We start from the raw sequence: 21,524 nt of genomic DNA on the forward strand, positions 1-21,524 counted from the left end.
TGAATCTCCTCGGGCCCCGCTTCATCGTCCTGTACCTGTTGATCCTGTTCACGCTATGCGTGCTACTGGTGCACCTGCGTGGCCGCTCGCGCCTGCGATTCGATCGCCAGCTGGTGGATCACTCGGCGCTGTTCGCCCCGTACAACCTGTTGATGTACGCATTTTCAGCGGTGCCCGCACGGCCCATCCTGGATCGCAGCGGGTTCCCGCAACTCGATCTGCTGCAGAACAACTGGCAGAAAATCCGCGAAGAGGCCATGCACCTGTTTGACGAGGGCTACATTCGCTCGGCGGAAAAGCATAACGATGCCTCGTTCAACTCGTTCTTCAAGCAGGGCTGGAAGCGCTTTTACCTTAAGTGGTACGGCGAACCGCTCGCATCCGCAGAGGCCCTTTGCCCGGAGACGGTGAAGCTGCTGAACTCGATCCCGAGCGTGAAGGCGGCCATGTTCGCCCTGCTGCCGCCGGGCAGCCGCCTGAATCCGCACCGCGATCCGTTCGCCGGTTCGCTGCGCTACCACCTTGGCCTGATCACGCCCAATTCGGACGACTGCCGCATCTTCGTCGATGGCGAAATGCACGCCTGGCGCGATGGCAAGGATGTGGTGTTCGACGAAACCTATGTGCATTGGGCGGAGAACCGCACCGACCAGACCCGTGTGATCCTGTTCGCCGATGTGGAGCGACCGCTCAAGTTCGGCCTGATGACGGCGATCAACAAGCGGGTCGGTGCCTTCATGGGCTCGATCACCGCCTCGCCCAACAGCGATGACGGCAAGGAACAGGTGGGCTTCGTGAACCGCATGTTCGCCCTGAACCAGCGTGGCCGCGAGCGCACCCGCAAATTCAAGAAGGCCAACCCGAAGCTGTTTCGCGTCCTCAAGTACATCGGCATCGTGGTGATGGTCTGGCTGGTGTTCCTGGCGCCCTACCCCTTCTTCCGGGGTTAAAGAAGATTTCACGCGCCGCAGGATCAAGCGGCGCGATACTCCGGACGGGGTGAGCCTGAACGGAGACAAGGGCATGAAGCAGCTTGGCTGGTTTCTCGCACTAGTGGTTCCCACGATTGCCGCAGCGGCCCCGCCGCCGGCACATGTCATTCCACCCGGAACCCCGCCCCTCGCCGCCGTCCCGGCCGCGGGTGTTCAACGCGATCTGGGCCTGCTAGTCGATGGGCTTGTCGCCGACCTCACCAAGGACTCCACCAGCCAGGCCCGCGCGTTCAAGACGCTGATCGGCCTTGGCAGGCCAGCGGTCCCGTACGTGGTAGCCCACCTGGGCGATAGCCGCCCGCTGCCCGAGCAATCGATCTGGGTGCAGGCGGTAACGGGCCGCTCGGATACGCAATACCACCCGTGGTACGTGCATGATGGGCTGCTTGCGGTCCTGAAGGAGCTGACGGGCTATGCGCGTGCACCGATGACGGGGCACTTGTTGCCTTCGCAGCGTGCGAAGAGCGTGCGTAAGTGGGTGGCGTATTGCGTGGACCGCTACCCGGCGCAGGCGGCGGTTTGCCAGCGGGCGCTGGAGAATACGTCCATCACGGCGGATAGTCGTGATCCGCAGGTGGCCGACGCCAAATAGGCGCACGGTGTCGAGCTGTTAAGCGGTTCATTCGCATTCGCGAATGCGTGTAGCCAGCGGCTTGCGCCGCCTAGTGCTTGTGGGCTTGAGGCCGAGAGCCGCCGGTGCCCACCCTCGCGTCGATGCTGCGGCTACGCCGCCATGTCTTTGATTCGCGCACAAGGTGCGCTCCTACAACCGCCGCCCCGTTAGCGAGCCATGGGCCAGCCCTATGTAAGGCTGGCCTACGGCCGCTCTCTTGTGCGGAACTCGCCTCGAGGGTGGGCACCGACGGCTCTTTTGACCCATGAGGTTGGGTGGTGGGAGAGCCGGTGCGTTGTCTGCGGGTCGATCGGTGCGTTCGGACACGTGCGGACGGACAGCGGCTTCGTCCGCGGACAGTAGTGATTGTGTGGCGTGGTTCGGCGCAAACGGCGTCGTGGCGCCGTTTGCGGGCCGTTGATGGGGTTGGCACGGCGGATGCAACGTCTTGGGTAACGGGGCCTGGCCCCATCTGTCCCACCTCACGGAGCATCGCCATGAACGCTGAAACCTTCCTGCTCAAGTCCTTCTTCGTTGCTGCCGTGCTGACTTGCGTGTTGGCGATGGGGGCATTTGTCACGGCCAGCCCGTCGCAGCTGCCGGCGAACGTGGTGGCCGTCGCGCGTTGATGGGTTGCGGCGTCATCGCCGCGTCGGCTGATCGCGTGCAAGCACGCTCCCACACGAGCCTGGTCCATCCATTTATCAAATCGCGATATAGCCTTGTAGGAGCCCACCCTGTGGGCGACATCTTTCGCGACGACGTAGCAGGCCCTGTGGCTTTGTCGCGAACGGCGTCGCCCACAGGGTGGGCTCCTACAACGGCATGGCGCACCAGCAGCGAGCTCGCCGCCATGCCACCTCATGGGTGAAGAGAGTCGTCGGTGCCCACCCTCGAGGCGAGTTCCGCACAAGAGAGCGGCCGTAGGCCATATAGGTAAACCATGCGCCGAAGGCGCATTCCGCACCGAACGCGGAGGACCTGCCTGAGCAGCGAGGGTGGGCACCGACAGCTCTTCGCCTCAAGCCCACAACCAACAGGCGGCGGATGCCGCTCGAGACATGCATTCGCGCCAGCGAATGAACCGCTTCACTAGCGCGAAGCCGAAGGCGAGCCTGCACAGGCGAATACAAAAAAAGCCCGGCATGTGCCGGGCTTTTTGTTCAAGCTCGAGCGATGGCGATTACGCCGTCGCCTTGATCCGCTCGACGATCGCATCGCCGAAGGTATCGGTGTTGCCGGTGCCGCCCACGTCCGGCGTCGTGCGGTCGCGCGCGTTCATTACATCGCTGATCGCCGCACGCAGGCGCGTACCCTTCGCGACCATGCCCAGGTGATCGAGCATATCGGCCGCTGCCAGCAGCAGCGCGCACGGGTTGGCCTTCTTCTGGCCCGCGATATCCGGCGCCGAGCCGTGCACTGCCTCGAAGATGGCCGCGTCCTTACCGATGTTAGCACCCGGGGCCAGGCCCAGGCCGCCGACCAGGCCAGCGCACAGGTCCGACAGGATGTCGCCGAACAGGTTGGTGGTGACGATCACGTCGAACTGGTACGGATTCATTACCAGCTGCATGCACGCGTTGTCGACGATCATTTCCTGGAACTCGAGGTCCGGGAAATCCTTCGCCACTTCACGCGCCACATCCAGGAACAGACCCGACGAGGTCTTCATGATGTTGGCCTTGTGCACGGCCGTGACCTTCTTGCGGCCCTTCGCGCGCGCCATCTCGAAGCCGTAGCGGCAGATGCGCTCCATGCCCGGACGGGTATTGCGGATGACCGACACGGCCACTTCGTTCGCGCCCTCACCCTCGCGCGTCTGGCCTTCGGCCATGTACGCGCCCATCGTGTTCTCGCGCACCGTGATGATGTCGATGTTGTCGTAGCGCGCCTTGGTGCCCGGGAAGCTGATGGCCGGACGCACGTTGGCGTACAGGTCGAACTTGCGGCGCAGGGTGACGTTGATCGAGGTGAAGCCACCGCCGATCGGCGTGGTGAGCGGGCCCTTCAGCGCCACGGTGTGCTTGGCGATGGCATCGAGCGTGGCCTGCGGCAGCAGGTCGCCGTGCTTCTCGAGGGCCACCATGCCCGCGTCCACGAAATCGTAGGTCAGGCCGCAGTCGAGGGCATCGAGGACGCGGATGGTCGCGTCCATGATCTCGGGGCCGATACCGTCGCCGGGGATCACGGCAATGGTCTTGCTCATGGGGGTAACTCCTGGAAGGAAGCGGGTCTAGGGACACACGCGACGCATGTGCCGGGGAAAGAAAATCGTCCGATTATCGGCGATTTTGCCCGCTTCCTTCAAGGATGCCGCCCGTGGCGGCCTGTATTCAGCCAGCCACGTGGTCCGCGCAGGCGGCGGCATCCCCCGCCGTCTCACCTTCCAGCGAGTCCAGGAAATCGACGGCGCGGCGCAGGTGCGGGATGACGATGGAACCGCCCACCACCAGGCCCACGCTGAACACCTCGAAGAACTCGTCGCGGTTCACGCCCGCTTCCTTGCACTGGGCCACGTGGTAGCTGATGCAGTCATCGCAACGCAGGACCATGGAAGCGACCAGGCCCAGCATCTCCTTGGTCTTCACATCGAGCGCACCCGCCCGGTAGGTCTGCGTATCCAGGGCGAAGAAACGACGCACCACCTGGTTGTCTTCACCCAGGATGCGCTCGTTCATGCGCTTGCGGAAGGCGGTGAACTCCTCGACGCGGTCCTTGTCCGTGGCCATCAGTGCGTGGCCTCGAGGATCTCGGCCAGGCGGCCGCTGCGATCGGCGGCGGCAAGGTCGTCAAACCCGCCGACATGCGTGCCGTTGATGAAGATCTGCGGCACCGTGCGGCGGCCGCCACTCTTCTCCAGCATGATGTCGCGCTGGGTCGGATCCATGTCGATGCGCACCTCGTTCCAGGCCAGGCCCTTGGCCTTCAGCAGGTTCTTGGCGGCGACGCAGTAAGGGCATACCGCGGTCGAATAGATGGTGATATCGGGGGTGCTCATGGAACGGGTGTCTCCGAACGCTCTGATGACCGTGATATGGCGGCCTTGCGCCCATTCTACAACCCGCGGCGAACCGGCGCCGTCGCGCGCGGTCCAAGCGGGTTACGACCCCGTAGTGGTATCGTTTTAACACTTATGCGCCTGCCCGTTCCCCGCCTGCTGCTCCTCGCCGCCAGCACCGCCGCCACCTTCGTGGCCGGCGCCCAGGAGGCCGTGCGCCTGCCCGACCTGGGCAGCTCCGCCAACGCCCTTATCAGCCCGCGGGAAGCCGAGGATTACGGCGCCCAGATGCTGCGCCAGATGCATGCGCTGGACCTGACGCTGGATGACGCCCTGCTCGACCAGTACATCAACGACCTGGGTTTCCGGCTGGTCGCCGCGAGCGACCGGCCGAAGGACCACTTCCAGTTCTTCATCGTCCGCGATACGCAGATCAACGCCTTCGCCGCCCCCGGCGGCTATATCGGCGTAAATGCGGGCCTGATCAACATCACCCAGAATGAGAGCGAACTGGCGGGCGTCATCGCCCACGAAATCGGCCACATCACCCAGAACCACCTTTATCGCGCCTTCGAGGCGTCGAAGAAGGATGCCCCGCTCCTGGCACTGGTACTGCTCGGTGCCATCGCGGCCGGTAGTGCGGGCGGCGACGCGGCCGCGGGCGTGCTCATGGGTGGCCAGGGCCTGTTGCTGCAGCGTCAGATCAACTTCACCCGCAAGGACGAAATCGAGGCTGACCGGGTGGGCATCCAGACGCTTGCCAACTCGGGGTTCGATCCGGAAGCCATGGCCGATTTCTTCGGGCGCATGCAGGACACCCTGCGCGTCGGCGAGGGCGAAGACGCCCTCCCCGCCCTGCTGCAGACCCACCCGGTGACCCTCGACCGCATCAGCGACGCGCGGGCGCGCGCACGCGTCCTCGAGGAACGGCTGAAAAACCAACCGAAGCTGCCCACGCTGGACAAGGCGAGCTGGGAGAAGAGCACGGCCCCCGTGCTCTTCGTCAAGGATCCCACCACGTTGATCAGTACCGGCAACGCAGCGCCCAAGGACAGCGCCGGTGATACCTACGCACTCATGCGCGAGCGGGTCCGCGTGCTCTCGGGCGACGCCGGCAAGCTCGCGTCGTATTACGCCACGAACCTCAAGCGCAAGGACTTCGATACGGCGGCCAACCGCTATGGCTATGCCGTGGCGCTCATCCGTACGAACCATGGCAGCCAGGCCGTGGAGCAGTTGCAGCCGCTGCTGGCCAGCCGGCCCGATAGCGTCGTGTTGCGGCTGGCGATGGCGGATGCCTATATGGACGCGGGCCGTTACGGCGATGCCATGGCCATCTACAAGGCGCTGCACGCCAACTCGCCGCGCAATGTCGCGGTGGCGCTCGGGTATGCCAAGGCCCTTGCCGTCCAGGGTAGCCGGGACAGCGCCCAGCAGGCGGCCGCCCTGCTCCGGCCCATGCTGGATAACAGCGACGACCCGGAAATCTTCCGTACGTACGCCCAGGCCACCGAGCGCGCTGGCGATAGCATCCGCTCGGCCGAGGCCTACGCGAACAGCGCCTACCTGTCAGGCCGGCCGTTCGATGCCATGGAGCAGCTGCGCCGGCTGCTCAAGCGCGATGACCTCGATTTCTACCAGCGGTCGCGCATCCAGGCCCAGATTGCCGACCTGACCCCGCTGCTCCTGGAGCTTCGCAAGCGCCGGGTGGCCACCGATGACAACCCCGACGGCCGCTCGCAGCAATAGATGTGCCTTATCGGCAACAGGTGAATGTGACCGTTGTCATTGCCCTGTAACACGGCACGGCTGCAATATGACGGTCACAGCCACCAAGCGGTTCATAGCGTGCATAAACGCATTCTCATCGTGGAAGACGAAGCATCGATTCGCGACATGGTCGCCTTCGCGCTTCGCAAGGCGGGCATGGATGCGGCGCACGCCGCCGACGCCCGCGCCGCCCAGATGGCTATCTCCGAGCGCGTGCCGGACCTGATCCTGCTCGACTGGATGCTCCCGGGCACCAGCGGCCTGGAACTGGCCCGCCGCCTGCGCCGCGAGGAACTGTCGCGCGAAATCCCCATCATCATGCTCACCGCCCGCGGCGAGGAGATGGACCGGGTGAACGGCCTGGAGGCCGGCGTGGACGACTACGTGATCAAGCCGTTCTCCACCCGCGAGCTCATCGCTCGCATCAAGGCCGTGCTCCGCCGCAGCCAGGGCGACGATGGCTCAGGCGTGGTGGAGCTGGGTGGCCTGCGCATCGACGGCCCGGCGCACCGCGTCTTCGCCGGTGAGGATGCCGTGCCGATCGGCCCCACCGAATACCGCCTGCTGTTCTTCTTCATGACCCACCCGGAGCGCGTCTACTCCCGGGCCCAGCTGCTCGACCACGTCTGGGGCGGCAGCGTGTACGTCGAAGAGCGCACCGTGGATGTCCACATCCGCCGCCTGCGCAAGACCCTGGAACCATGGAAGCTGGACGATATGGTCCAGACCGTCCGTGGCGCCGGCTACCGCTTCTCCGCCAATACCTAGGCTTAGGCGCGGTAGCCGCGTTATGGTGCGAACCACCTGCCCGCCGGTTACCCCGTTATGCCACCCAGCTTCCTGACCTCCTGGCGATTGCCCGCCACCTGCGCCGCCCTGCTTCTTGCGGGCGGTGCGGTGGGCGCGCTCATGGGCGCGGCGCTGGCCGGCGTGACCACGGTCGCGCTGGTCCAAATCGTCGTGCTGCTGTCGCTGTTCCGTCATAAGCCGGGCCCAATGTTGCAATCGCCCGCAACGCACCACCCTGAGCATGACCGTCTCATGACCCGCACACGCCGTATCGCCTCCCGCCTCCGTGATCTGCGCAGCGCGGCCGGCTCGCTCCCCGATGGCGTGGTCCTGCTGGACCACGCGCAACACGTCCGCTGGTTCAACCATGCGGCGGAGGAGTTGCTCGGCCTGAAGGGACCGCGTGACCGCGGCCGTTTCATTACCGATATCCTCAAGAACAGCGACCTCGCCGACTGGCTGGACGAGGGTGCGCGCGAGCCGTTGACCGACGTCACGGCCCCGGGGCATCCGAACCGGCACATCACGGCCACGCTGCTGCCCTTCGGCAGCCGCCAGCGGGTGCTACTGGCGCGCGATACCAGCCACCTCACCCGGCTGGAACAGATCCGCCGCGATTTCGTGGCCAACGTCTCCCACGAGCTGCGCACGCCACTGACCGTTATCCACGGTTACCTCGAACTGCTGGATCCGGAGGATGTGCCTGAGCTCGCGCCGGTGCTGGACGAAATGCGCGCGCAGTCCAAGCGCATGGGCCAGATCGTGGAAGACCTGCTGACCCTGTCGCGCCTGGAAACCCAGGACCACCTGGCCGAAGAACACGTGCAGATGGCACCCTTGCTCGCGTCGCTGCGGAAAGAGGCCGAGGCGCTCAGCCAGGGTCGGCATACCATTTCGCTGGACGTGGCCACCGGTTACGACCTGCTCGGTTCGACCAAGGATCTGCACAGCGCCTTCGGCAACCTGGTCGGCAATGCGGTCCGCTACACCCCCACGGGCGGCAAGATCGCCATCCGCTGGGCCGCCACCGCTGATGGCGCGCGCTTCTCGGTGCAGGATTCGGGCTTTGGCATTCCGGCCGCGCATATCGCGCGCCTGACCGAGCGCTTCTATCGCGTATCGTCCAGCCGCTCGCGCGATTCCGGCGGCACCGGCCTGGGTCTGTCGATCGTGAAGCACGTGCTAAACCTGCACCAGGCGCGGCTCTCCATTGAGAGCGAGCCCGGCAAGGGCTCCACGTTCGCCTGCGTTTTCGGCAGCGATCGCCTCCTGGATGGTTCACGCATCCACGATGTGGCGGGCGCACCGGCCTGAACGCATGGCAGCCCGGCGCCCGCAGGTTGCTGCGATGCCCCTTTCCGTGACCGCGGCCCATGGTTCACCATCGGGGGCTATGAAACGAACCGCGGAACGCATGAACGCCAAGGTCGACCTCGGGGCCACCGAGCTGTACATCAACCGTGAGCTGGCGGCGCTGGAATTCAATTTCCGCGTTCTGGCGCAGGCCAGCGATCCCGATGTTCCCGTACTGGAACGCTTGCGCTACCTCACCATCGTCAGCAACAACCTCGACGAGTTCTTCGAGGTGCGCGTCGCCGTGCTGAAGCACAAGCATGCGCTCGGTGCCGCCCTGCCTGGTGCGGATGGCATGTCGTCGGGCGAAATCCTGGGCCGTATCCGCGAGCGCGCGCTCGAACTGGTTGGCGAGCTCTACCGGATCTGGCGCGATGAACTCGGGCCCGCCCTGAACGATGCCAATATCCGTTTCCTGACCCGGGATAACTGGTCGGACAAGCAGCGACGCTGGCTGCAGGGCTATTTCCAGAACGAAATCATGCCGGTGCTTTCACCACTTGGCCTGGATCCCGCCCACCCGTTCCCCCGCATCCTCAACAAGACGCTGAACCTGGCGGTCGTTTTGAAGGGACGCGATGCGTTTGGCCGCGAGGGCCACATGGCGCTGGTGCGTGCGCCGCGCTCACTCCCGCGCATCATCCGCATCCCCGCCGAGGTATCGGGAAGCGATGGCGATTTCGTCTTCCTCGCCGAAGTACTGCAAAGCTTCGCCGATGAAATCTTCCCCGGCTTCCAGGTCTGTGCGGCGTACCAGTTTCGCGTGACCCGCAACAGCGAGCTGGTGGTTGAAGAAGCTGAAGTGGAAAACCTGGCCCGCGCCCTCAGCGAAGAGCTCGCGGGCCGCGGCTATGCCCGCCCGGTACGTCTCGAGGTCGGCGCGGATTGCCCGCGTGCGATCACCGACATGCTGATGGCGAACTTCCAGCTGGAAGATGCCGACATCTATCGCTGTGATGGGCCGGTCAACATCATTCGTGCCGGCGTCATCTACGATCAGCTCGACCGGCCTGAGCTCAAGTTCCCGCACTTCACCCCACGCCTGACACCGGCGTTCGCCAAGGGCGTGAACGAATTCGATGTACTGGGCGAGCGCGATGTGCTCATGCACCACCCTTACGAGTCCTTCGCCTCGGTGGTGGAACTGCTGCGCCGCGCTTCGCAGGACCCGGGCGTGCTCGCCATCAAGCAGACGCTCTACCGTGCCGGCAAGGATTCCCCGCTGGTGGACCTGCTGGTCGATGCGGCGCGCAACGGCAAGGACGTCACCGTGGTGATCGAGCTGCGGGCGCGCTTCGACGAGGAGGCCAACATCGGCCTGGCCAACCGCCTGCAGGAGGCCGGCGTGCAGGTGGTGTATGGCGTGGTCGGCTACAAGACCCACGCGAAGATGCTGCTCATCGTGCGCCGCGAAGGCAATGGCCTGCGCCGTTACGTGCACCTGTCCACCGGTAATTACCACCAGGGCAACAGCCGCGGCTATACCGATATCGGCCTGATGACAGCCAACCCGGAGATCGGCGAAGACATCCACAAGGTGTTCCAGCAGCTTTCCGGCCTGGGCCCGATGATCCAGCTCAAGCGCCTGCTGCACTCGCCGTTCACCCTGTACAGCAGCGTGATGGGCAAGATCGAACGCGAGATCGAGCATGCGAAGAACGGTCGCGGCGGCCGTATTGTCGCCAAGCTCAATGCGCTGAACGAGGCCCACGTGGTCGAGGCGCTCTACCGCGCGTCGCAGGCCGGTGTGCAGATCGACCTGATCATCCGCGGTGCGTGCACGCTGCGCCCCGGGATCAAGGGTGTCTCGGAGAATATCCGGGTGCGCTCGATCATCGGCCGCTTTCTCGAGCACAGCCGCGTCTACTGGTTCGGCAACGACGGCGACCCCGAACTCTATTGCGCCAGCGCCGACTGGATGGAGCGCAACCTCATGCGCCGCATCGAGATAGGCGTGCCCATCCTGGAGCCCGAGCTGTTCAAGCGCGTATACGACGAAACGCTGGATAACTACCTGCGTGACAACACCCAGGCATGGATGCTCGGCGCCGATGGCCGCTATACGCGGCGTCACCCGGCGGCCGGCGAGCTCCCGCATTCGGCGCAACAGGCGCTGCTGGCAAAGTACTGCGGGTGACGCGGCGTATCCTGCTCCTTTCGGTGTCGGCGGGTGCGGGCCACGTGCGCGCCGCCGATGCGCTGGAAGCCACCATCTCGGCGCTGGCCGCGCAGGGTGGCCAGGTGGAGGCGCTCCACCTCGATGTGATGGATTTCGTCCCGTCCAGCTTCCGCCGCATCTATGCGGATTTCTACCTCGGCCTCATCACCCGCTATCCGCGCTTGTGGGGCATGCTCTACCGCATCACCGATGACGCTCGCCCCGATGCCGTTGTACAGCGCATGCGCCGGACCATCGAGCGGCTGAACACCCGGCGCCTGCGTGCCGCCATCGCGGACTTCGCTCCGGACGCGATCGTGTGCACGCATTTCCTGCCCGCCGAAATGCTCGCCCGGCAGATCCGCAAGGGCCGTGTCTCCGCGCCGGTGTACCTGCAGGTGACGGATTTCGACCTTCACCGCATGTGGCTCGTGCCGGGCATGAGCGGTTACTTCGCCGGCAGCCCGGAAATCGCCCACCGCATGCATGCCGTGGGCCTGCCCGCCGAGCGAGTCCATACCACCGGTATTCCCGTGATGCCGGCATTTGCTGAACGCCATGATCGCTCGGTGCTGGCGCACCGTTTCGGCATGGATCCAACACGTCCTGCGTACCTCGTGATGGGCGGTGGCGCGGGCGTTGGCGCGCTGGATGAGCTGGCGGATACGCTGCTCTCGGCTGGCGGGGATTTCCAGCTCGTCGTGCTGGCCGGGCGCAATGAAGACATGCTCGGACGGCTGCGCCGCCTGGCAGCGGGCAAACACGCTGGACGCCTGTTTCCACAGGGTTACACACGGCACGTCGAACAGCTCATGGCCTGTTGCGACCTGGCCATCACCAAGCCAGGTGGGCTCACCACCTCGGAGTGCCTGGCCATGGGCTTGCCGATGATCGTGAACGCGCCGATCCCAGGGCAGGAAGAACGCAATGCGGATTACCTGCTGGAACAGGGGGCCGCCTGGAAGGCGATCGATGCGGTTGCGCTGGCGTGGCGCATCCAGGCCTTGCGTGCCGACCCCGCCCACCTGGCCGCCATGGCGGCACGCGCCCGTGCGATCGGCCGGCCGCACGCTGCCCGCGATGTCGTTGACATCGTGCTTGCGCAACTGGGCCACCGATGAGCCATTCCCCGCGCAGGCGAATGGTTTCGGTCCTCGCGACCGCGGCCTTCACCTTCCTTCTGGCCTTCCTCTTTGCTCACGTCGAGGTGGAAATCGAGGGTCCCCATGGCTGGGCTACGAGCCTGCCGACATGGCGCATCGAGAACCACTGGCTACTCGACCTGCTTTGGGGTGGCCGGCCCATGACGGGCTACCACGCGTGGGTGTTCCCTTTCATCGCGTTGTCTTTCCATTTCCCCATGGTGTTCCGTGGATTCTGGAGCTGGCGCGCGCAGGTCCGCATCATCGCCTGCGTCATGTTGTTCTGGGTGGCCGAGGATGGGCTCTGGTTCATCCTGAACCCAGCCTTCGGGCTTGCGCGCTTCACCCCGGAAAACGTGCCCTGGCACCGCCATTGGTGGGGCCCCGCACCCACGGACTACTGGGTATTCGGTTTCCTCTGCATCCTGTTGTATGCGCTATCCGCCATGCCGAAATCGCGCGCTGCGGTTTCCCCAAAGCGGTAAAGGCGTGACAAAATTCCCCGATACGCCGCTGCGGACATTTCCTCTTGGCCTCATCTGGTAAATCGCAGATCAACGATGGCGAATTCATCGCCGCTGTCGACCTGGGCTCCAACAGCTTCCACATGGTGGTCGCCCGCTATGAGCACGGCGAACCGCGTGTCGTCGATCGCCTGCGCGATTCGGTTCGCATGGCCGTGGGCTTGCGCCCCGATGGCACCCTGGATGCCGCGCACCGCGCGGCTGCCCTGGGTAGCCTTGCGCGGTTCGGCCAGCGCCTGGCCGGCATCCCGGCATTGCACATTCGCGCGGTGGCGACCAATACCGTACGCCGCCTCGCGTCGCCGCATGCATTCCTTTCCGCTGCCGAGGCCGCACTGGGCCATCCGGTCGAAATCGTTTCGGGTCGTGAGGAAGGCCGCCTGATCTTCCTGGGCGCCGCCCACGACCTGCCTGCGTCGCGCGATCACCGCCTCGTGATCGACATCGGGGGAGGCAGCACGGAGTTCATCATTGGCCGTGGTACCTCGCCGCTGTTGACGGAAAGCGTGCAGGTGGGCTGCATCGCTTCCACCCTGCGCTTCTTTCCCGGCGGCAAGATCACACGCAAGCGCTGGCAGAAAGCGCGCCGCGAGATCGGCGTCCTACTGCAGCAGTTTTCCGAGGATTACCGGGAAGCCGGCTGGGCGGATGCGTACGGCTCGTCGGGTACGGCCAAGGCCATTGGGTCCGTCGTACGCGCCATGAAGCTCTCCGACAATGGCATCACTCCGGATGCCCTTGCGGCCGTCCGCGAAGCGCTCATTGAACAAGGTGCCAACGGTGCTCCGTTGAAGCTGCCCGGGCTTGCCGAGGACCGCGCTGAAGTCTTTGCCGGCGGCGTGGCGATCTTCGAAGCCGCCTTCGAAGCCCTGGGCATCGAGCGCCTTGGCGTGTCGGAAAGCTCCATGCGCGAGGGCGTGCTGTGGGACCTGATCGGCCGATCCGCCGGTACGGATCCGCGCATGGCCAGCATTGATTCGTTGGCCGCGCGCTACGGGGTCGACCGGGCCCAGGCACGGCGCGTGGAGACGACCGCCCTGTCGCTGTTCGACCAGTTGGCCAAGGTGTGGAAACTGGACGATGACGGCCGGGAATGGCTCTCGTGGGCCGCCCGCGTGCATGAGCTGGGCCTGGCCATCGCCCACAGCCAGCACCAGCGCCACGGCGCTTACATCCTGCGCCACGCCGACATGGCCGGCTTCTCCCGCCAGGAGCAGCAGCTACTGGCGGCCATCGTCGAGTCGCACCGGCGCAAGCCCGAGAAATCGGTGATGAGCGCGCTGCCTGCGCGTTACCGGGCCCTGGCCCGGCACATCACCGCCATCCTGCGCCTGGCCGTGCTGTTCCGCCGTGCGCGGCGCGCCGAGTCGCTGCCGCGCATCCGCGTCAATGCCACGCGCCAGCGCCTGCGCATTACCCTGCCAGCCGATTGGCTCGACCAGCACCCCTTGACCGAAGCGGATCTGGAACAGGAGCGGGAACCGCTCGCTGAACTGGGGCTGGAACTCGAGATCGTCACGGAATAACCGTGCCCCCGCCCGCCATGGGGGTATCATGGTGGGGTTGTCACTTTGCACGAACCGGTTGCCCATGCTGAAAGCCGCCCTCGCCAGCCTCCTCCTCGCCCTGCCCGTTGCCGCCCTGGCGCAACAGCAGGCCAAGCCGGCGGCCCCTGCGCCCGGTCCCGTCGATCACCCACGGGTGGTCATGCACACCAGCTCGGGCGATTTCACGCTGGAGCTCTTCCCTGAAAAGGCACCCAAGAGCGTTGCCAATTTCCTCCAGTACGTGCGCGATGGCTTCTACGACGGCACCGTGTTCCACCGCGTGGTGGATGGCTACATGGTGCAAGGTGGCCTGTACAGCCGCGACCTGACCCAGCGCCGTACCCGCGCCCCCATCGCGAGCGAGGCCGATAACGGCCTGTCCAACCTGCGCGGCACCGTGTCGGTGGCCCGCGGCGCGGATGCCAACTCCGGCACCTCGCAGTTCTTCGTGAACCTTGTCGATAACCGCCGGCTGGATTACGTGAGCAACCAGAGCGGGCTGACCTGGGGCTTTGCCGTATTCGGCAAGGTGGTCCAGGGCATGGATACGATCGACAAGATCGCCAAGGTACCGACCAAGGCGCAGGGCCCGTTCGTGGGTGACGTGCCTAACCCACTGGTGATCATCAACTCCGCCCAGGTCGTGGGTGAGGAGAAGGCGGCGCCTGCCGCCGCCTCCACGGTGGCAAAACCGGCGGCGCCCGCCCCTGCGGCAGCACCTCCCGCGAAGAAGGCCGAGAAGAAGCCGGCGGCCAAGACCTCGCCATGACCACGCTGTTCATCGCCGACCTGCACCTGGACGACGCCCGCCCCCATATCACCGAGCTGTTCGAACACTACCTCGCCTCCGATAAGGCGCGTGGTGCGAAGGCCTTCTATATCCTGGGCGACCTGGTCGAGGCCTGGATCGGCGACGATGACGACGCCGAACTGCCTTCCCGTATCGCCGCCGCCACAAAGGGCCTGAGCGATGCAGGCGTCCCCGTGTACTTCATGGTCGGGAACCGCGATTTCCTGCTCGGCGAAGCATTCGCGAAACGTGCAGGCATGACGTTGCTCGAGGACGGCACGGTCCACGACATTGAAGGCGTGCCTACGCTGCTGATGCACGGCGATGTGCTGTGCACGGATGACGTGGAGTACCAGGCGGTCCGCAAGCAGGTGCGCACGCCAGAGTGGAAACAGCAGATCCTGTCGATGCCGCTCGCTGCGCGCCGCGCGTTCGCCGCGCAGGCACGTAGCGACAGCAAATCTCGGACGGGTCGAATCGATGAAACGATCATGGATGTGAACCAGGGCGCCGTGGAAGATGCCATGCGCCAGGCACGTGTTACGCGGCTGGTCCACGGGCATACGCACCGGCCAGCTGTGCATGACTTCACGCTCGATGGCGCCGCTGCGCAGCGCATCGTGCTGGGCGATTGGTACGACCATGGCTCGGTGCTGCGCATAGAGCCTGATAGCGTTGAATTACGTGGGTTGAAGCTGCCGTAAGGAGGCCGCGCGTTGCGCGGATCGCGTCACAAGGTAACCAACCACGCCAGCTCGCTCTCCGAAAACCCCGCCTCACGCCGTGCCTCGAGATTGAATGGCCCCCGCAGCGATCCATTCATGTAGTCGTTGAGCAACGTCGCGAACGTCGCCTCTGGGTCGATGCCGTCGCGCGCGCAGCACCAGTGAAACCAGCACGTACCGGCGGCGACATGCGCCACTTCTTCGCGAAGAATGACCTCGAGGATGGCCACCGTGCGCTCATCTTTCTGGTGGCGAAGGCGATCCATCATGCCCGGCGTCACATCCAGGCCGCGAGCCTCGAGCACGCGCGGCACCAGCGCCATACGCGCCGTATCGCTGTGCGCCGTCTTGTCGGCCATTTCCCACAAACCGTTGTGCGCATCGAAATCGCCATACGCATGGCCGAGCTCGCCAAGGCGCCCTTGCAGCATCATGAAATGGCGAGCCTCGTCGTTGGCGCACGACGCCCAGTCGGTGTAGTAAGCCAAGGGCTTGCCACGAAACCGGTACACCGCATCCCACGCCAGGTCGATGGCGTTGAACTCGATATGTGCAATGGCGTGGACGAGCGCGATGCGCCCTTCCGGCGTGCCCAGGCCCCGCTGGGAAAGCTCACGCGGCGATACCAGTCGTGGCCGCTCGGGGCGGCCCGGCAAGGGAATGGGCTGCGCCGGCGGCGATAGCGGATCCGGCCCAAGCTCCCCCGCATACAGGCGGGCGAACGTCTCGAAGGTGAGCCGCACCTTTTCGGCGGGATCGGCCGCGTCGAGGCAGCGGCGGGCGGCGGCGTGGAGATCCTGCATCAGATCAGGGGGTGCGGCACGCATGACGCGTGCCGCACGCTCGATCAGGCCGTACGGCGTTCGTTCTTCGCGCCATCCGAACGCAGGGCTTCCTGCTGTTCGAGGAACGCGGAATCGACGCCCGTGACGTACTCGCCGGAGAAGCACGAGGTATCGAAACGCTTCAGGTCTTCGTTGCCGTCCTGCACGGCCCAGATCAGGTCGTCCAGGTCCTGGTAGACGAGCCAGTCGGCGCCGAGGATCTTCTCTACCTCTTCCACCGTACGGCCCGCGGCCACCAGCTCGGACGCGGCCGGCATATCGATGCCGTATACGTTCGGGTAGCGCACCGGAGGTGCCGCGGAGGCGAAGTACACGTTCTTCGCACCGGCATCGCGTGCCATCTGGATGATCTGCTTGGAGGTGGTGCCGCGGACGATGGAGTCATCGACCAGCAACACGTTCTTCTTGCGAAATTCCAGATCGATGGCGTTGAGCTTGCGGCGTACGGATTTCACACGCTCACCCTGCCCCGGCATGATGAAGGTACGGCCGATGTAGCGGTTCTTGACCAGGCCTTCGCGCATGGGCACGCCCAGCGCCTGGGCCAGCGAGCTGGCCGCGGTGCGCGACGTATCCGGAATGGGAATGACCGCATCGATGCCGTGATCAGGGCCGCGCTCACGCAGGATTTTCTCGGCGAGCTTTTCGCCCATGCGCAGGCGCGCCTTGTACACCGACACATCCTCGATCATGGAATCGGGACGCGCGAGGTAGACGTATTCAAAGATGCACGGCGCATGCACTGCACCTTCGGCGCAACGCTTGGAGAACAGCTGGCCACCCTCGGTGATGATCACCGCCTCGCCCGGCTCGATATCACGCAGGCGCTTGAAACCCAGCACGTCGAGCGCAACCGATTCGGACGTCACGGCGTACTCGCGGCCCTCCGCCGTTTCGCGCTCACCGAGCACCAGCGGACGGATGCCGTTCGGGTCGCGGAACGCGATAAGGCCGTAACCCAGCACAAGCGCGATGCAGGCGTAACCGCCACGCGCACGCTCGTGGACACGCGCCACCGATTCAAAAACATGTTCAGGGGTGAGGTCACCCCGATCTTCCAGCTGCAGTTCGTGCGCAAGCACGTTGAGCAGCACTTCGGAATCGGAATCGGTGTCAATGTGGCGCCGGTCGTCTTCGAACATTTCCTTGCGGAGCTGCTCGGTGTTGACCAGGTTGCCGTTGTGCGCGAACGCAATGCCGTAAGGCGAGTTCACGTAGAACGGCTGGGCCTCTTCGGTGCCCTCGGAGCCTGCCGTGGGGTAGCGGCAGTGGCCGATACCGATGCGGCCGCGCAGCTTGCCGACGCCCGCCGAATTGAAGACATCGCGCACCAGGCCGTTGCCCTTGTGAAGGCGCAGGCGTGCGCCATCCACGGTGGCGATACCGGCGGCATCCTGACCGCGATGTTGCAGGACGGTCAGGCCGTCATACAGGGCCGATGCCACTTCCGTGGTACCGACGATGCCGATGATTCCGCACATGGTGTTGCCTTCTACGAAGAGGCCGCCGTGGAAGCGGCAGCGGGGTGAGCCTGGCTATTGTCGCGCTTTTGCCCGGGGATAGGCAGGTCGCGCAGTTTCATGAGATCGTCCTTGCTGGGGAGCTGGACGTCCGGCATTTTCATATTCTTCAGCGCTTCTGGCGGGTGCATGTAATCACGCACGTTCGCCGGTATCTGCTCGCCGATCCATGCGGCGGGGGCCCGGAACTGCTGGAGCATGGTCGATTCACGCCACCACGGGTCGTTCGGCAACGGCGTAAAGCCGAGGATGAACACCACCAGGCTGACGATAAGCACACCACGCGCCAGGCCAAACAACATGCCGAAAAGGCGGTCGGTGCCACCCAGGCCCGTACTCGCCACCAGGCGCGACACAAGGAACCGGATGATACCGCCGACCACCAGGACGACGACGAACGCCAGAGCGTAGCCAATGCCCACACGGGCGGTGGCGTTCGACACTGAGCCTTCCATGTAATGGGCCAGCTGTGGCCCGATGGCCCAGGCGACCCAGAAGGCGGCCACCCAGATCACCAGCGACAACACCTCGGAAATGAGGCCACGCGCCAGGCCGATCAAGACCGAAATGAACAGCACCGCCAGGATGACGTAATCGGCCCAATTCACACTGCTGCTCTCCATGTGGCGACAGGCGTGCGGCGCGGCCCGTTACGGGGCCGACACCACGACGCCATCGAGGCCGACCTTGGCCTTGATTTGTTCTTTCAGGCGCACGGCATCGTCACGCTGGGTCTGCGGGCCGGCGCGGACGCGCCACAGCTTCGCGCCACTGCTGGAGGCGATGCTGTCCACGTACCCGGCAATACCCGCGCCGCGGAGCTTGTCACGCAGGCGGGTAGCCTCGGCTTCGCTGCTGACCGCCGCGACCTGCACGGCGAACCCGCCCGCGCGCGGCGCGGCGACCGGAACAGCGGCGGCCTGGGCCTGCTGGGCGGCTGGCGCGGCGGCCGGCTTGGGTGGCGCCGGCACATCGGCGGTCTGCGCCTCGGGCTTCGAGGTGAGCGACGCCGGGGCGCCCGGGACCGCGGCGGTGATCTTGAGGCGCGCGGCCTCGGCGGCGGCACGGGTTTCAAACGGGCCGGCCGTCACGCGGGTCAGCGCCTTCCCGGCCTGATTAGCGCTGGAGGTGCTCACCGGATAACCGAGCGCACGAACCTTCTGGACAACGGCGTCGGCCTTGCTGCGGTCGGCGTAGGCGCTCAGGTTGATGCTGTAGCTGCCACGGGCGGCGGCACCAGCCGGAGCGGCTACGGGCGAATCCGCAGGCGCTGGCGTGGCCAGGGTCGGGGTCGCAGCCGGCTTGGGCGGTTTGGCCGGCGCGGGTGCCGGCTTGGCAAAATCTTCGGGCAGTGCGTCTACCGGCTTGCGCGAGGCGATATCCACGGACGCGAGGCGGCTCCCGCTACCGGGGGTGACTGCGGCCTGCGGCGCGGCCGGCGCCGGCTGAACCGGTGCGGGTGCCTGGGCTGTGGCCGCAGGCTGCTGCGGCGCCTGCGCGGGTGCGGTAGCGGGCGTGGCCGTGCCGTTGGGGGAAACATCCAGCGTACGCGACTGCAGTTCGCGGTCCGGCGCCGGCGGGATCTCGAGGCTGACCGTCTGGTCGGTGTCGCTCTTCGGCGGCGTGCTGGAGAACAGCATGGGCACGATCAGGACGAGCAAGGCGATGAGGACGGCGGCACCCAGCAGGCGTGTTTTCAAGGAAGGCTCCATTCAGCCGGCGCAATGCGGATCGCCGCGATTATAACCGGCAATGGGCAGGGCCCGATGCCCTCCCCCGTGTCGGCGTTCACGGCCGCGTCGTCAACACCGCGCTCGCCACGAAAAACGAACCAAAGAGAAGAACGGTGTCGTCGGCTGTCGAGGCCTGCCGCGCGGCGCGCCAGGCCGAGTCGACATCCGGATAGCCTTCCCGCGCGGCCCCGGGTAGGGCGACCAGGAAGGCCTCTTCCAGCGCTGCCGCTGGCAGGCCCCGCGGCGTATCCCGATCCAGGCCGGCGAGGAACCAGTGATCGATCCGGTCACCCAACGCTGCAATCACCCCGGCCACGTCCTTGTCCGCGAGGGCGCCGTACACGGCCATGACCCTTCCCATATCCGGCTGCGCATCGAGCCAGTCCGCCAGCGCGCGGGCGGCCTGCGGGTTATGGCCAACATCCACGAGGGTGAGGGGGCGCTCCCCGACTCGCTGGAGCCGCCCTTCCACATGGACGTTCGCCAACGCCGAGGCAACCGCCGCGGCGGGCACGGCGAGTCGCTCGCGCAGCGCGTGCAGGCATGCGATGGCGGCCGATGCATTGGCGTACTGGACAGGCGCCGCGAGCGCCGGCCGCGGAAGGTCGAGGGTGGTGCCATCGGTGTGGAACCACTGCCAATGGCCCGCGCCACGCTCTCCTACCGACACATCCCACCAGAACGACGAGCCTGCACGCTCGATGACGGCCCCCGCGCCGCGGAGTGCATCGAGCAAGCCTTCGGGAGGATCAAGCTCACCCACGACAGCGGGCCGGCCTGCGCGGGCGATACCCGCCTTTTCCCTGCCAATACTGTCGCGATCGTTGCCAAGCCATGCCTGGTGATCGAGATCGATCGTGGTGATGACCACGGCATCGGCATCGATGATGTTCACCGCATCGAGCCGTCCGCCCAACCCCACTTCGAGGATCGCCACGTCGATATGGGCCCGGGACATCACGTCGATGGCCGCGAGCGTGCCGAACTCGAAATAGGTCTGGGGAAGGGTGCCGCGTGCGGCTTCGATACGCTCGAACGAGGCGATGAGCTGCGCATCGCCGGCATCAACGCCTTCAATGCGCACGCGCTCGTTGTAGTGCACCAGGTGAGGCGATGTGTAGCAGCCCGTGCGATAACCCGCGGCGCGCAGCATGCCCTCAAGCAGCGCCACCGTGGAGCCCTTGCCGTTGGTACCGCCAACGGTAATGACCACCGGCGCAGGACGGGGCGCACCCATCGCCTGCCAAACCGCACGTACGCGATCAAGGCCGAGCTCGATCTCGTGCACGTTCGTGGTTTCCTGGTACGCGAGCCATTGGTCCAGCGTGCGGGTCATGCGGCAGTCTCCGCGCGGTCCAGTTCGCGCATCCAGAAATCAAGTACGTGCGGTGTCGCCGCTGTATCCCCGTGTTCTTTCCACGATAGCGTGCAGCTCATGCCAGGTACCGGTTCATAGCCGCGCCCGCGCCAGAACGCGTTGTTAGGCCGGTAGCCCTCAGGAGCGCGCCCATCGGCGGGATCACGCCGCACGGAGCAGAACGCGGTGTAGCGGAAATCACCGCACCTGCGTGCGTGTGCCTCACGCGCATCGAAAAACGCATGGCCGGCGCCGCGCCCGCGCCACGGCGCCAGCAGTACCGATTCACCGAAATAGAACACGCTGTCCAGCGGCATGCCATGCGCGAGAAAGGGGGCATGGAAGGCTTCGCCATCATCGGCAAGCGGAATACCCGTGGAGGCACCGATCGCCTCACCGGCCGGACTCCTTGCGACCACGCACACGCTGCGCGGCGAAGCGGCATAGGCGGCCAGGTAATCGCGCTCATAGTCTCGATCGCCGTCATAGAGATACGGCCAGTCACGGAAGACCGCGATACGCAGCCCGGCAAGTTCATCGACCACGGACAGGATCGCCTGCCCCACGTAAGTCGTGACGGTGATACCGGGTGTGTGGCGCATGGCGGGGAGCCCAACGAAAGTACGGTAAAGCTTAATGGCAGCGGCGAGCCAAAAACAAAAAGGCCA

The 21,524-nt window shown here is 65.6% G+C and carries 21 protein-coding genes; 12 read left to right on the top strand and 9 right to left on the bottom strand.

The window, feature by feature from the left end:
- The first annotated feature begins 23 nt into the window (after positions 1 to 23).
- From L2Y97_RS15055 to L2Y97_RS22390, 3 genes are all read left to right on the top strand, one after another.
- The gene (locus L2Y97_RS15055) at positions 24 to 950 is read left to right on the top strand and encodes an aspartyl/asparaginyl beta-hydroxylase domain-containing protein (RefSeq protein WP_283248305.1); all 927 of its coding nucleotides are present in this window, start codon (positions 24 to 26) and stop codon (positions 948 to 950) included.
- Positions 951 to 1,023: 73 nt separating this feature from the next.
- On the top strand, positions 1,024 to 1,584 hold the full coding sequence (locus L2Y97_RS15060; protein WP_247428091.1) for a hypothetical protein: 561 nt from the start codon (positions 1,024 to 1,026) through the stop codon (positions 1,582 to 1,584).
- A 518-nt stretch (positions 1,585 to 2,102) separates the two neighbouring features.
- Positions 2,103 to 2,234 carry a hypothetical protein gene (locus L2Y97_RS22390; RefSeq protein ID WP_256452049.1) on the top strand — a complete coding sequence of 44 codons (132 nt, stop codon included), beginning with the start codon at positions 2,103 to 2,105 and terminating at the stop codon, positions 2,232 to 2,234.
- Positions 2,235 to 2,788: 554 nt separating this feature from the next.
- On the opposite strand, the gene L2Y97_RS15065 is transcribed toward L2Y97_RS22390, so the two are convergent.
- From L2Y97_RS15065 to grxC, 3 genes are all read right to left on the bottom strand, one after another.
- Complete coding sequence (locus L2Y97_RS15065; protein ID WP_247428094.1) at positions 2,789 to 3,811, bottom strand: isocitrate dehydrogenase; 1,023 nt, start codon at positions 3,809 to 3,811, stop codon at positions 2,789 to 2,791.
- A 127-nt stretch (positions 3,812 to 3,938) separates the two neighbouring features.
- The gene (locus tag L2Y97_RS15070; RefSeq protein WP_247428097.1) at positions 3,939 to 4,334 is read right to left on the bottom strand and encodes a carboxymuconolactone decarboxylase family protein; all 396 of its coding nucleotides are present in this window, start codon (positions 4,332 to 4,334) and stop codon (positions 3,939 to 3,941) included.
- On the bottom strand, positions 4,334 to 4,603 hold the full coding sequence (gene grxC, locus L2Y97_RS15075; protein WP_247428099.1) for a glutaredoxin 3: 270 nt from the start codon (positions 4,601 to 4,603) through the stop codon (positions 4,334 to 4,336). Before grxC ends, L2Y97_RS15070 begins: the two co-directional genes overlap by 1 nt.
- A gap of 135 nt (positions 4,604 to 4,738) precedes the next feature.
- Between grxC and L2Y97_RS15080 the strand changes: the two genes are divergently transcribed.
- From L2Y97_RS15080 to L2Y97_RS15120, 9 genes are all read left to right on the top strand, one after another.
- Positions 4,739 to 6,352, top strand: coding sequence for a M48 family metalloprotease (locus L2Y97_RS15080; RefSeq protein ID WP_247428102.1), 1,614 nt, complete (start codon positions 4,739 to 4,741; stop codon positions 6,350 to 6,352).
- 99 nt (positions 6,353 to 6,451) lie between these two features.
- Positions 6,452 to 7,141, top strand: a complete 690-nt coding sequence (gene phoB, locus L2Y97_RS15085) for a phosphate regulon transcriptional regulator PhoB (protein ID WP_247428105.1) — start codon at positions 6,452 to 6,454, stop codon at positions 7,139 to 7,141.
- Between the two features lie 228 nt (positions 7,142 to 7,369).
- Positions 7,370 to 8,476 carry a phosphate regulon sensor histidine kinase PhoR gene (gene phoR / locus L2Y97_RS15090; RefSeq protein WP_247436805.1) on the top strand — a complete coding sequence of 369 codons (1,107 nt, stop codon included), beginning with the start codon at positions 7,370 to 7,372 and terminating at the stop codon, positions 8,474 to 8,476.
- Between the two features lie 100 nt (positions 8,477 to 8,576).
- Positions 8,577 to 10,652 carry a polyphosphate kinase 1 gene (ppk1, locus tag L2Y97_RS15095; protein WP_247428108.1) on the top strand — a complete coding sequence of 692 codons (2,076 nt, stop codon included), beginning with the start codon at positions 8,577 to 8,579 and terminating at the stop codon, positions 10,650 to 10,652.
- On the top strand, positions 10,649 to 11,794 hold the full coding sequence (locus L2Y97_RS15100) for an MGDG synthase family glycosyltransferase (protein WP_247428111.1): 1,146 nt from the start codon (positions 10,649 to 10,651) through the stop codon (positions 11,792 to 11,794). The genes ppk1 and L2Y97_RS15100 overlap by 4 nt, the downstream gene beginning before the upstream one ends.
- A gap of 20 nt (positions 11,795 to 11,814) precedes the next feature.
- Positions 11,815 to 12,300 carry a hypothetical protein gene (locus tag L2Y97_RS15105; protein WP_247428114.1) on the top strand — a complete coding sequence of 162 codons (486 nt, stop codon included), beginning with the start codon at positions 11,815 to 11,817 and terminating at the stop codon, positions 12,298 to 12,300.
- Positions 12,301 to 12,344: 44 nt separating this feature from the next.
- On the top strand, positions 12,345 to 13,865 hold the full coding sequence (locus L2Y97_RS15110; RefSeq protein WP_247428118.1) for a Ppx/GppA phosphatase family protein: 1,521 nt from the start codon (positions 12,345 to 12,347) through the stop codon (positions 13,863 to 13,865).
- Between the two features lie 64 nt (positions 13,866 to 13,929).
- Complete coding sequence (locus tag L2Y97_RS15115) at positions 13,930 to 14,655, top strand: peptidylprolyl isomerase (protein ID WP_247428121.1); 726 nt, start codon at positions 13,930 to 13,932, stop codon at positions 14,653 to 14,655.
- Positions 14,652 to 15,380, top strand: a complete 729-nt coding sequence (locus tag L2Y97_RS15120) for a UDP-2,3-diacylglucosamine diphosphatase (protein WP_247428123.1) — start codon at positions 14,652 to 14,654, stop codon at positions 15,378 to 15,380. Before L2Y97_RS15115 ends, L2Y97_RS15120 begins: the two co-directional genes overlap by 4 nt.
- Positions 15,381 to 15,406: 26 nt before the next feature.
- On the opposite strand, the gene L2Y97_RS15125 is transcribed toward L2Y97_RS15120, so the two are convergent.
- From L2Y97_RS15125 to L2Y97_RS15150, 6 genes are all read right to left on the bottom strand, one after another.
- On the bottom strand, positions 15,407 to 16,204 hold the full coding sequence (locus tag L2Y97_RS15125) for a ferritin-like domain-containing protein (RefSeq protein ID WP_247436808.1): 798 nt from the start codon (positions 16,202 to 16,204) through the stop codon (positions 15,407 to 15,409).
- A gap of 44 nt (positions 16,205 to 16,248) precedes the next feature.
- Positions 16,249 to 17,727 (bottom strand): amidophosphoribosyltransferase, encoded by a 1,479-nt coding sequence (gene purF / locus L2Y97_RS15130; RefSeq protein ID WP_247428126.1) that lies wholly within the window; start codon positions 17,725 to 17,727, stop codon positions 16,249 to 16,251.
- 11 nt (positions 17,728 to 17,738) lie between these two features.
- On the bottom strand, positions 17,739 to 18,374 hold the full coding sequence (locus L2Y97_RS15135) for a CvpA family protein (RefSeq protein ID WP_247428129.1): 636 nt from the start codon (positions 18,372 to 18,374) through the stop codon (positions 17,739 to 17,741).
- 42 nt (positions 18,375 to 18,416) lie between these two features.
- Entirely contained in the window at positions 18,417 to 19,466 is a 1,050-nt protein-coding gene (locus L2Y97_RS15140) for an SPOR domain-containing protein (protein WP_247428132.1), read from the bottom strand.
- A gap of 88 nt (positions 19,467 to 19,554) precedes the next feature.
- The gene (gene folC / locus L2Y97_RS15145) at positions 19,555 to 20,835 is read right to left on the bottom strand and encodes a bifunctional tetrahydrofolate synthase/dihydrofolate synthase (protein ID WP_247428135.1); all 1,281 of its coding nucleotides are present in this window, start codon (positions 20,833 to 20,835) and stop codon (positions 19,555 to 19,557) included.
- Positions 20,832 to 21,458, bottom strand: a complete 627-nt coding sequence (locus L2Y97_RS15150; RefSeq protein ID WP_247428137.1) for a GNAT family N-acetyltransferase — start codon at positions 21,456 to 21,458, stop codon at positions 20,832 to 20,834. The genes folC and L2Y97_RS15150 overlap by 4 nt, the downstream gene beginning before the upstream one ends.
- Positions 21,459 to 21,524: the final 66 nt, after the last annotated feature.

Source organism: Luteibacter aegosomatissinici, assembly GCF_023078495.1.
In the GTDB taxonomy this organism is placed as follows: domain Bacteria; phylum Pseudomonadota; class Gammaproteobacteria; order Xanthomonadales; family Rhodanobacteraceae; genus Luteibacter; species Luteibacter aegosomatissinici.